General features: G+C 55.9%; 3 protein-coding genes. 2 read left to right on the top strand and 1 reads right to left on the bottom strand.

The genetic code is table 11. The features are described from left to right. Window positions 1-105: 105 nt before the first annotated feature. Window positions 106-7,266: an adhesin gene (locus RHSP_RS18370; protein WP_200863273.1), complete on the bottom strand. Its 7,161-nt coding sequence runs from the start codon at window positions 7,264-7,266 to the stop codon at window positions 106-108. Window positions 7,267-10,226: 2,960 nt separating this feature from the next. Here RHSP_RS18370 and RHSP_RS18380 point away from each other — a divergent pair. Together RHSP_RS18380 and RHSP_RS18385 are read left to right on the top strand one after the other, a co-directional pair. Then, complete coding sequence (locus RHSP_RS18380) at window positions 10,227-12,236, top strand: ATP-dependent nuclease (RefSeq protein WP_004120630.1); 2,010 nt, start codon at window positions 10,227-10,229, stop codon at window positions 12,234-12,236. Further along, window positions 12,229-13,154: UvrD-helicase domain-containing protein (locus tag RHSP_RS18385; protein WP_167332658.1), on the top strand; the 926-nt coding region annotated here is incomplete at its 3' end. The genes RHSP_RS18380 and RHSP_RS18385, both read left to right, overlap by 8 nt.

Genomic DNA, 13,154 nt, shown 5'->3' on the forward strand with positions numbered 1-13,154 from the left:
ATCGTAGCGAAAATCGCCCGGTAGCTTTTCATGCTTCCCCCAATCGCTTGATATCGCCATGCCAGACCGGTAATCCTCCGGCATGCTCTCTTGTGTCGGCATTCACTACGTTGCGCTTTGTTTCGGGATCGCGGGCTGATAGCTGAGTGTCGCATCGGCGGCCAGATAGTGCGATGCGTTGTCAGTTGTCTGGTACGAACTTGTTCCCGTGATCGCAGAACCGTCGGAGAAGGATTGGCTACCATCCGTCGTCGATAGTAGGTTGATTAGCTTGATCCCCGCCTGCGACATGGTCTCCAACTCGCCGGGATCGACAACACCGTTCTGGTTAACGTCGCTCCAGATACGGAACTCGCTCCACCGCGCGTCATTCGCATCAAGCACATTGTCGTGGTTGGTATCGAAAGCGAGGCGCAAACCATCAAGATCTGATACCGAGCCGCCATTTGCAGCGACCTGATCTGGCGTGGCCCATTCGGAGAAGGCCAGTTCCTTCGACTGATCGATCACGCCATCGGGTCCGGCCTGGCCGTTCTCACCAAGATCGATCGCAAGGAAGCCATCCTGCGGTCCGACCCAGGCCGTCCCATCGCGCGCGCCGTCACCGTTCCAATCGAAAGTGACGGACGAGCCCGTTGCAAGCGCATTAGTGTCGAGTGGCCTTAGGTCGATATGGCCATCGCCATTGAGGTCGAGCAGAATGGGTCCATGCCCGTAATGAGGTTGTGGCCAATAATCCACCATCTGATAGCCTGACCCGCCACCACCATTTGGGCTCCCGCCACCACCGGTTTGCGCATAGCGCTGCCAGGCTGTAAGAGTCCCGGATCCGTCATACTGATAATTGGTATAGCTTCCATCGTCATTGTACGATGTAGCGGTATTTATGACACCTGAATTCACAAAGTTCTGGACCAGCCGTGTCCACGGCTGGTTATTGTTCACATCGTGAGATGTGATGGTCCATTTGCTGGCATCGTCGCTATAGACATATTCGGTCGCCAGTTGCCCTGCGGCTGTGTAGACATTGGCCAGATACGACCAGCTTTGTGAATTGCTGACGTCGAACGTGTATTGAACCTGGCTGCCGTCATCGTTGTATTGAAATTGGTTAGTCATTTGACCGGAAGTATTGAATACCTGAGTCATGCTCGACCACGGTTGGGAATTCGTCACGTCCCAGATGTATCCCGTTCGCGTGCCATCATCGTTATAGTTCATTTGGGTACGCAGGCGGTTCGACGAATCGAACGACTGGTCCACCTCAGTCCAAGGCTGTGCATTCCATACGTCATAGGTATATGCATACCAGGACCCGTCGTCGTTAATTTGCGCCTGATAGTAAAGTTGATTTGCAGACGAGTAATATCGATCAAACCTCTGCCAGACCTGGGTATTGAGGGGGTCGTAGTTTGTCGTCGTGCGCGAGCCATCATCATTGAAATTAGTGATTGACATCAAGTGGTTACCGGAATCGAACACTTGATCCTGGCGCGACCAGGATTGGGCATTGGCAACATCAAATGTGCTCACATAACGGCTTCCGTCGTCGTTATATTGCGTTTGCGTAACGAGTTGACCGCCGGCGTTGATCGCCTGTGAGATGCTCGACCAAGTCTGGGTATTCGCCCGATCATAATTCCAGATGAATTGCGAGCCGTCGTCAAAAGTCGTTTTTTGATAGGTCACCTCCAGGGCGGCGTCGTAGCTCTGGTCGACTCTCGACCAGCTGGCGCTTCCTTGGGCATCGTAGTCAATGGTGTTGGTAAGCTGCCCGGCCGCATTGAAATAACTAACGCGCTGCTGTTGGCCGTTGGTTACAAGGAACGTGATCTCCACGTGCGTCCCATCGTCATTGAATTGCTTCTCGAGCGTCTTTCGGCCAGCACTGTCGAAATACTGCTCGACCCAGGACCAAGCCTGAGCATTAAGCGGGTCATAAAGAAACACGCTGGTGAGAATGCCGTCGCTATTCGCGTTACCGACCGAGAGTTTTTGGCCGCTGGCGGCATCATAGGTCGTTGTCACCGAGCTCCCATCACCGGCAACGACGGTTTGTGCCGTCTTGCGGCCTTGACCATCGCTGGTCACACGCAGCGTCAGGCTGCCCAAAGCCGAAACGGTATCAACGACAGTCTGTGTCACCGCGCTGCTGGCGTTGAGGTCGACCTTCGTCAGCGTGATCGACCCGTCATTGTGAATGACGGAGGTTTCCTTGTGATCGATGACGCCGTCATTGGTGGAATCCTTGGCTAAGACCGTGATCAGGCCATCCGTGCTGGTCGTGATTGTGCCCTTGGCGATCACGCCGCCGCTGGCATTGGTCTCGATCACCGTGGCTACTGTCGAGCCGTCGGCCTGAAGCTGCGACTGCATGACGACCTCAAATGTGCCATTGCCGTCATAATCATATTTTACCGTCTTCGTACGGCCATCGGCGGAACTGTCGGTCTCGACCTTGGCGGCAATCGCCTTCTTCCAGTAGACCTTGCCGGCCAGAAGATAGTTCGTCTTCTGCGCGGTGGCATTGTTTGTGACGATCGAAACCGTCGCACTTGTGGTGTCGGCGGTGAGCGTTTCCACCTGGTCGACGGTGCCGTCGCCATCGACATCCTTGGAGGTCGTGCGCACCATGCCATCGGACGATTGTTGGATAGTCGTCTTCGACGCAAGCTTGTTGGTCGTCAGGTCCGTATCGGAGATGACGCTCACCTTGCTTCCATCGGCATTATTGGTATTGACCGTGAGGCGACGGCGATCGACGGTGCCATTGCCATCGAGATCCCAATTGGTGGTGGTCTGCAAGCCGTCGGCGGTCGTGGTGGAGGTCGAGCCATCAGCCTTGACGCCGGCGGACTTGTAGTCGGTCACAGTCTGCGTCACGACACCGGAGTCGGCAATCACCGTCTGCTGGTGCTGGTCGATGACACCGTCGCCATTGGCATCGCGGTCGATCGTAACGGTCTGCTTGTCGGCGCTCGTCAGCGTGATGGTCTTGTCGATGAGCTTGCCGGACGCATCCGTCGTCGTGACAGTCTCGCGCTTAGCGCCGTCGGCCAGGATCTCCACCGTATCGCTGACCGTTTGGGTCGCAAGGCCGGTGCGCTGTTCATTGGTCGACACGACCAGACCGTCGGCATTCGTCGTCGTGACGAATTTCGAGATCAGAGAACCATCGGACTCGGTCGCCGAAACCGTACGCGTGCGGCTACCATCGGCATTGATCACGGTGACGTCGGTCGAGGTCTGAGCATAAGTCCCCGCCCCGGTCGGATCCGATTGCGAGGTAATCGACAGGCCATTGGCGCTGGTCGTGGTCAGATATCGGCTCGTCAGCGTCGTGCCTGTGAAGTAGCTGACGGTCTCGGTGCGCGAGCCGTCAGCATTGAGAACCGTCACGTCGGTGCGACTCTTGGTGAAGGTACCGGAGCCGCTCTGGTCCCACTTCGTCGTCACCGTCAGCCCATCGGTGGAAGTATCGGTCTCTGTGATCGCGCTCAAGACAAGGGAACCGCTGCCATTGACGGTATAGGTCTTTTCGACCGTGGTCTTGCTGCCATCCGTGTTGAGCGTGGTCAGATCCGTGACGGTCTTGTTGCCGGCGCCGTTTCCGTCGGTGTCGTAGCTCACCAACGTGTTGAAGCCGCCTGCACCAGTCGTAGTCGTTTTGGAGTGCGATACGGCACCCGCGGAGGTGAGATCGGACAGAGTCTGCGTAACGCTTCCGTCTGCGTTTTTCGTTGTGACGGACTTCTGGTCCACGACTCCGTTACCGTCGATATCGTATGTGGCCGTGACAGTCTTGCCGTCACCGCTGGTCGTGGTCGTCGTCTTGTTGGAGATCACGCCGCTATTGGTGACGACCTCCGTTGTCGAACCGTCAGCGCCGAGCGTCGTGACATCGGTGGCCGAGCGGACCGTCGCGCCGGTTCCGTCGGTCCAACTGGTCTGCTTACTCAAACCATTGCCGCTCGTCGTCGTGGCCGTCTTCGAGATCAGGGTGCTTCCGGCCCCGAACCGCGAGACCGTCTCCGTCTTGCTGGCGTCGGCATTAAGCACCGTCACGTCAGTGATGACCTGCTCATAGACGCCGTCACCGTCAAGATCCGAACTGGTGGTCACGGATAGACCATTGGCGGATGTCGCCGTGACGGCGCGGCTGGAAAGCGTCGTGGTGCCGGCCTTGTAGGTCTCAACCGTCTTGGTCGTCAGACCCGTGGCATCGACCACTGTCGTCGTCTTCACATCGAGCGCGCCATCGCCATCCAGATCGACTTGGCTGGTCGCAGTCTTATGATCTGCGCTAACGTTACTGATCGTCTTCGACAGCAACGTGCCGGCCGCGTTTACGGCCCAATCCGTTTCCGACGTCGAACCATCGGCGCCAAACGCCTTGTAGGCCGTGGCCACTCTGTCAAAGGTCCCATTGCCATCATAGTCGTAGGACGACGTCGTCACCAGGCCGTTGGCATTGACTGTCACCTTCGTCTGGTCTGTGAGCGCGGTGCCGACATAGTCCGATGTGGTCGTTGTTTTCGAGCCGTCATTGTTGAGCGCGGTCGCATTCACGGTCGTTGAATCGACCGTACCGTCGCCGTTCAGGTCGCTCTGAGTGGTGATCGTCAGCCCGTTGCCCGAGGTGGTCGTCGTCGCCTTATCAAGTAAAGCACCCGTGTTGCTCTTGTCTGTCACCGTTTCGGTGTGGCTACCATCCGCATTGATAACCGTCTGGTCCACTGTCGTCACATCGGTGACGCCATCCCCGTTTGCGTCCGTCGCCGTGGTCGTCGTCAAGGCATCGGCGCTGGTGACGACGACAGTCTTGCGATGGAGCACGCCGTCGGCACTCGTTTGCGTCGTTGTTGAGGTCTGGCTACCGTCGCCAGCAACGATCTGGGTCGAAGCGCTATCGGTATGACCGTCGCCGTCGATATCCTTGGTGACCGAGGTCGTTTTGCGATCGGCGCTGACCGTGGTCACCGTCTGGCCCAGCAGCGTGCCGTTGCCACTCTTCGCCGTGACTGTTTCCGTGCGGGCGCCGGCGTTCAAAACGATCACATCAGTGACAGTCTTATCGAAGACGCCGTCTCCATTGAGATCGGACTGCGCCGTCTGCGTCAGGCTGTCGGCAGACGTCGTCGTCACCGTCTGGCCGACCAACGTGCCGTTGCCGGCCTTCTTCGTCACGGTCTCGACCCGCGCGCCGCTCGAGCCGGCGGTGAAGACGTCGGTCGTTATGGCGTCATAGGCGCCATCGCCGTTTGCATCGGTGCTGACGGTCTTGGACAAGCCATCAGCACTGGTCGTCGTCAGCACCTTGCTGACAAGCGAGCCATTCGCAGCAAGGGTGCTATCAGTCTCGGTGATGGTTCCGTCGCCCGCAACCGTGATAACGGTCTGCGAGTCAGTGGAGCCATCGCCGTTGGCGTCGACAGAAATGTTCTTGCTCTCGCCATCGGCGCTGGTCGTGGTGACTTTTTTCGAAAGAAGAGTGCCGTTGGTGCTCTGCTCCCATACAGTTTCGGTTCGGGTACCGTCGGCGGCAATCGCCGTCACGTCGGAATCGACGACATCCGTCGCGCCGTCGCCCGTCAGATCGGTCGATGCCGTCTTCCACAGGCCATCAGCGGTTGTGACTGTAGTCACCTTGCCGCGCAGGGAGCCATCGCCATTGGTCGTGGTCACCACTGTCGTAACCGTGCCGTTGGCGGCAATCGTCGTCTGGGTCTGGTCTTGCTTGTCAGTTGTGCCGTTGCCGTCGAGGTCGCTGATTACGGTCCGTGTATGATTATCCGCACTGGTGGTCGTCGCAACACGCGAAAGAACCGTGCCGTTGGCGCTGCTGTCCGTCATCGTGCGCGTGCGCGAGCCATCGCTTGCGAGTACCGTACTGTCGGAAACGACTTCGTCATAGATCCCATCGCCGTTGATATCTGTCTTCGTCGTCTTGGTGAGGCCATCGGCGCTGGACAGAACCTGCACCTGGCTCAACACCGCTCCGGAGGCGCTCAGCGTCTTGGTCGTGGTAGATGTCGAGCCATCGGCATTGGTAACGAAGGTCTGACTCTGATCGGCCTTGCCGTCGCCGTCCTGGTCAATCGTGGTGGTGATCGTGCTGTGGTCGGCGCTGGTGACGGTCGTGGTGCTATTGAGAACGGAACCATCGGCGTTGAAGTTCGTGACAACCCGCGTGCGAACGCCGGAAGCGACCGTCGTGACGTCCGTCTGCGAACGGTCATAGGTGCCATTGCCGTCGTCGTCGAATTTGGTCGATATGCTGTTGCCGTCTGCACTGGTGGTCACCAGATTCTGGAAAGCCAGGCTGCCGTCGGCATTGTAGGCCTGAATCGTATTCGTCTTCGACTGGTCGGCATCGGTGACGACGGTCGACTTGACAATATAGCCGTTGGAGTCGCTGGCAAGAACGGCGTCGCCTACCGCGCCGGTCGAACCGTCGGACTTGGTATAGGTCGTCGTCCCGGTAATGGCCGAGCCGTCGCTAAAACTCTGGCCGCTGCCCCTTGGCGTCAGGTCGATCGAGGTGATCCCGAGCGAATCCAGCGACACCAGTTGGCCATTGACCATGACCTTGAACTTCGACCACTGCGCATCGCCAGCATCGAGCTTACCATTGCCGTTTGTGTCGAAGACGTCCTTGAGCGCCTCCAGGTCGCCCGTGGCAGTCGGGTCCCACTGCGTAAATTCGAATTCTTTCGAATTGCTGATCTTGCCATCGCCGTCAGCGTCGAACACCAGCACGCCCGTGCCATTGCCGGCCCACGCCATGCGGTGCTGATAGCCGTCGCCGTTCACATTCACGAACTGCGATGATGTCCCAAGCGTGTTGAGGTTTAGACCATTGCCCGAAAGGTCGAGCAACACAGGTTCATCATCATCGCCACCTGGCCCCACGCCATTGTGTTCGGACGGCGCATCCTGTCCCCAGTCATTGCGTGCATAGCTTCCCCCATTGCCCGTCCCACCATAAGCACCGCCGCCCGGTCCTACGCCGTTGTGTTCGGACGGCGCATCCTGTCCCCAGTCATTGCGTGCATAGCTTCCCCCGTTGCCCGTCCCACCATAAGCACCGCCGCCTGGTCCCACGCCATTGTGTTCGGACGGCGCATCCTGTCCCCAATCGTCGCGGGCGTAGCCTCCCTTTGGTGTGCCGTCATTTCCGAGATCACCAAGAAGCCCGCCGTTGAAAGGCTCGAAGTTCATCGATGGCGGGGTTTGAGCAACCGGAACATCTGGAACGTTGGGCATAAAGCCGAAATTCCAGGACGCTCCATCGACGGGCGTAATCGGCGTCGGAGGAACTGGATCAACCGGTGTGTAAGATATAGGCCCAATGCTCTCCGGCGTCGGTGGATTGATCGCTAGGTCAACGTTAAATGGGCCAGAGTAAGGCATCGACGGCGCAACGGGTACTGAATCAGTAGGAGGGGCACCAACACCTAGGTCATCGGCGAGCTTGCCGGGAAAAGGAGCCAACGGACCATCTACAGCCATATAATATCGCGATAAATCAACGTTCAGCATCGGCGTCATCATGATCGATGGCAGTGATGCGGGTGTCGCGATATGTTCAACTAGTTGGCCGCGCACGCTGTAACTGACGGCAGACCCCAAAAGAGTTCGGCTAACAGAAGCGTTTAGTTCAACCCCACCCGGAGGCTTGCCCAACACACCGCCGCCAAAGTTATAACCAGCTCCTGCGAAAAAAGACGCACCTGCAACATCACCCGCCACCGCACCTATGCCAACAGAGATCGTTAAGCCACCTGCGGAGGAATATTGTACTTGCGCAGCTAGCCCCAATAGGGAACCCATCGTTTTGATTGAGGCTCCAGAAGTACCGACCGATGCCGACCATTGTACGCCGGCGAAGCCGGTACCATAAGTCATCCCCGCGCCTCGGATGCTAACACCTACTGACGTCTTCAGATCTGCTGACGAGCTCATTTCTCCTCCCCAAAGAATAAGTGAGATAGTCCTACATTTTTTTGTATTCTTCCAAAATATTCTTGCAGGTATTGATCATCTCAGTAACGTTATCTTCACTGAGAGTGTGAACTCTTGTCACCTCGTCCGCGTTATACATATAGATAATACTTCTCGCAAAATCCTCTTTGTCAGACACTATACTTATGGACGCGTATTCTTTTTCCTTAATATCGGAAAAATATTGCGTACTTAGGAAGTTATACCCGTATGTTTTGACGACTGATCGTATGATCTTCTTAAACATTGCGCCTCACTGATCCTTGGGTCTCACGTTGCCATTTCCCCAACATCAGGTTCGATGGTGCTCAACAACGTAAGTGCATTTTTCGAATTTCCTTAGAGGCCCGGCTCGCGTTGACGCCCTTACATTAACAGGCTCCAAGAGTTCGACTTCAAAATTCATGCGATGGTCTCAAATTTGAAATGCAATAGGCGTTAATTTAGGAGGTGTTGCGATTCAACTTCGGGGCCGCCCTTCTCAATAAGGAACGCAAATAAGGTGCAGTCGTAGACAAATGGCACCCCCAGCAAAGGGCTTCTCATTGCCATGAATCAAAGTTGTCTATGATGCGGCAACGTTTAACCTCCGCGTAGCAGGCCAGCGCTCGTGCGTGCCACGCACGCAAACATATGAAGGTCGGCGTCAGCAAGCTACCGACCTGCTCCGTCGGATGCATCTCTTACTTTGCAACTGATAGGTACAATCGGCGCAAACCAAAGAGGCGGCATAGGATTCCAAGGTTAGCTTGGAGTTCACCATGTGTCATGGGCTTCTGTGATATAAGACAAGAGCGCGGTGAGCGAAAACAAGCCAAGGTCCAGTTCATAGGCGTGCTGTATTCAGATGGAGTTCATGAATACGCACACACTGCGTCACCACCGACACTGCATGACATTCTAAAATGTCGTTACCCAGCCTCCCCCTCCAAAATCCCCGATTTTCTTAATTCCCCAGCCACCACTGACCGACGACACTCGCCCGCGCGATGCGATCGTTATGAACGCACGCTAGTGATATGGTACATGGCTGACACAGAACACATTAAACAAGTGCGCTCCGATGTGCCCAATCGATCAAGTGGATCTGTCGACCATTGTGACTTTATAGAGTCCCCTCCCGGCCGATTGGAATTCCAGTATCCTGCAAATCCCGATCGATACTCGCCGTAAACTAGAACAAATAGGCTGCGGTAAGTTGAGATTATGCAGTCGTACATAGCTTTCGACTATATATACGCGTATTTCATGTGTTTGCAATAGAAGATTCACTATCTATGAGCGATATAAGAAGAAAGCATACAGAGGTGAGCAAGGATCGCCTAGAAAAGCAGGCAAGGATAGCTGAATTAAATCAGTATTAATCCAAAATGATATGTGGATGAATTGAAACTGAATTTGGTGTTGCTCGAAACGGAACAGACTGCCGGAAGGATGACGGCCCGCCGATCCAGCGTCTGACGGCATTTGATAGGATCAGGAGCGGAAAATAAGTGTGCTCTTGAAAGGACTCGAACCGCCGACCCCTTTATTTGGCCGATAAGTTCGCGCTGATTTTTAGTATAGGGGCAACTACTTGCCCCTCGGGCCGTCTTCGGACAGTCTGCTACTGGCCACCAAGATTTGAATAGCGGACGTTGAAGAGGGATTGATCTCAATGACGGCGCCCGGCCTCATCGTGTTTGCTATACCGTCTACCGATGCGCAAGCGTTCGATACGATTCCAGTTCAAACAGCCATTTGCGCCCTGAACGCAACTGCCCGCGCGCTACGATCCCGCAAATAAATGCGATATCGAGAGAGAAGGCCGTCGTGATCGGCTCCTTTCCGCCCTCGGTGTGAAACTGTCCGCTTTTCTTCGGGAGGCAATCGACGGAACAGGCCTGATCGTAGATGAGTGCCGAAACTTGATTAGCTCGGAAACGACGGAGCCTTAGCGCCAGATTTAAGGGGCTCGGAAGCTCGCCACCAACGCAAGTCCGCGTTGAGCATGAAGAAGAAATATCGATTGGGGACAAGCGTTGCTTGCAGCTTGACCCGCCCCAATAACACGCTCTAGTTTTGTTCGCATGATTCTAAATCGTGCACCATATCCAGGCTTGCTCGTCCGAAGTTGCCGTCTTGCGCCCCATAAGATGACGCAGCAGCCGAGCAAGAATTTGAGGTCTTCATTTGCTGCTGACAGCGCGGCAGAAGCCGCACGTGCATAGCAAGGGTTATCGATGTTCATCTCAGAGCTGCGCATCGAGAATTTTAGAGGGTACGGTGAGGGAAGCGATGCCCTCACCCTGCCACTAAGTGCCGGCCTTACAGCGCTTGTTGGCGAGAATGATAGCGGCAAAACGTCAATCATCGATGCATTGCGCCTTGCATTGGGAACCCGTGACCAAGAGAGTTTTCGGGTGGATGATGGCGATTTCCACCACCCCGCAGGTGGCGGGGAGCGCCGGACCGAGATCCGCATTCGTTGCAAATTTGAGGGGCTCACGGCCGGCGATAAAGCAGCCTTTGCGGAGCACCTCAGTTATGAGGATAAAGGCACGGCAAAATCGGTCGTCCTTTATCTTAATTGGAAAGCGATAGCGTCCGTCGCCGGCAGCCGTAACCGCCGATTCACAACCATTGAAACCAGATCTGGAGCGGCAGGAGATGGTCCGCCGTTCGATCAGGGCGCCCGAACCCTCTTATGCTCGACTTATCTGCGGCCGCTGCGCGATGCCGAACGCGCGATGTCAGCCGGGCGAGGCTCCCGGCTGTCGCAGATTCTTCAGCACACCCGTGAAATTAAAGACAACGGCACGCCTTATGATCCCGCGCAGAATCCGCCCGTTGACCCACGGGCACTGACGGTTCTAGGCATCGGGGATTTCGCGAACGAGCTTCTCAAAACACATGTCGGGGTGAACAGCGCGCGGGAGAATCTCAACGATAGGTATCTCGCGCCTCTGTCCTTTGCCGGAAGCAAATTGCAAGGGCGTATTTCGGTAAGCGGGGCCAGAGGCGAGGATGCGACGCGGCTTCGGCTACTTTTGGAGAAGCTAGACCTCGAACTACGGGATGAATCTTTGCCCGATACGCCCGCCAATCGGGGGCTCGGATCGAACAACCTGCTGTTCATGGCATGCGAGCTTCTTTTATTGGGCGCAGAGGCCGACGGTTTCCCCGTTCTATTGATCGAAGAACCGGAAGCGCATCTTCACCCGCAGCGTCAGCTTCGTCTGGTGCAGTTCTTGCAGCAAAAAGCAAACGAGCTACGCGACGATGGACAAAAAATACAGATCATCATTACAACCCATAGCACCCAACTAGCTTCGGCCATTGCACTGGAGAATCTGGTTCTGTTGCATGGCCGCAAGGCGTTTCCTCTCTCGTCGACACGGACAAAACTGGAGAAAACGGATTACGCGTTTCTCTCTAGGTTTCTTGATGTCACGAAGGCCAATTTGTTTTTTGCACGCGGTCTATTGATTGTAGAGGGCGATGCGGAAAACATCTTGCTGCCGACTATAGCCAAGCTGATCGGTCGCGATCTAACCGAAAACGGTGTATCGCTCGTCAATGTCGGCGGTGTGGGGCTACGAAGGTTTGCACGCATTTATCTCCGCAAGGAGCCGCTGTCGGACAGTGTCATCGGCATTCCTGTTGCCTGTGTTACCGATCTCGATGTCATGCCAGATTGCGCTCCTGAAATCATCGGAAAGGTGAAGCCGGGGGACGCATGGCCGCTGACCAAAGATAGAAAATGGCGCGCTGTAAAGGACTTTACGACCCCTCAGCTCGCTGAGAAAAAGGCAGGGATCAAAGGCAAAGCGTCTGAACAAAACGTTGAGACGTTTGTGGCCGATCACTGGACGTTGGAGTATGACCTGGCCTTTTGCGGTCTGGCAAAAGACGTCTGGGTTGCGGCATCGCTCGCCGAAAATGATGATAAGATCAACGCCGGGAAGATCAAATCTCGCGATGTGATCCGCGAGGCATTGAAATCGTTTGTGGCGTTTGAGGCTTCCGCGGCGACGCCCGAAGAACTTGCCACACGCGTATATGGCTTGGTTCTCGATGTTTCAAAGCCAACTGTTGCCCAGTATCTTGCGGCTCTGCTGGAGCAGCGTCGATCGAGCCGAACGCCGGGCGGCCTGGTATCGGTTTTGCCCTCGTACATTGTCAGTGCCATCACGCATGTAACAACTATCCCCGGCGCGGCCCCTCCGGCCGGGGCAGGTGCCGGTGCTTAGTGATCCTGCCTTCGTGCTTCCCGCCATTGACGATAGCGACACAGCATGGGTGTGCGATCTTCTTGGTTTGCCGTCAGAGGCATTTGCAGGTGCCGATGGGGCAGACCCACGGCTTCCCGTACTGAAATCAACCGAGAGCATCGACATAGAAGCGTGTCCCGGCAGCGGGAAGACCACCTTGCTTGTCGCCAAACTAGCAATTCTTGCGAAAAAATGGACTGATCCACGGAGAGGAATCTGCGTTCTTTCGCACACAAACGTGGCCCGCCGCGAGATCGAGACACAGCTTGGAAACACTGCTGCGGGCCAACGCCTTCTCAGTTATCCGCATTATGTCGGCACCATCCACGGTTTCGTGAATGAGTTCCTTGCGATCCCCTGGTTACGCTCACAGGGCATTCCAGTGCGCGCGATCGACGACCTCTTATGTGAGACCCATCGCAGACGGTTGCTGAAAACGCAGCAATTCAGCGCGCTGGCGAACGCCATCAAACCAAAAGAAGCCGCCAATGATCGTATCAATATCGTAGGAAATTGGCGCGTTGCCACTGCGGGGTTTGCGGTGCTTCGCAACGGACAACCGGAGTTCAAAGACCAGACGAAAACCGCCGCTAAGCAACTTGTCGCTCTTGCCCGAAAATGCGCGCAGGACGGCTATCATTGCTACGACGAAATGTTCATGTGGGCCTGCGACCTTCTCGATCGCTATCCGGATACTATTGAAGCCCTGCGCTTGCGATTCCCCTCGGTGTTCATCGATGAGGTGCAAGACAATAGTGAACTCCAGTCAGGCATCCTTCATCGAATCTTTGTCGCAGGGCCGTCGGGGGCTGCCATTCGTCAACGATACGGGGATTCCAATCAGGCAATCTATGACAGTGCGAATGGGGCGGGCGCCACAACGGACACTTTCCCACT

Origin of the sequence: Rhizobium freirei PRF 81 (assembly GCF_000359745.1) — a bacterium.
Taxonomy (GTDB): domain Bacteria; phylum Pseudomonadota; class Alphaproteobacteria; order Rhizobiales; family Rhizobiaceae; genus Rhizobium; species Rhizobium freirei.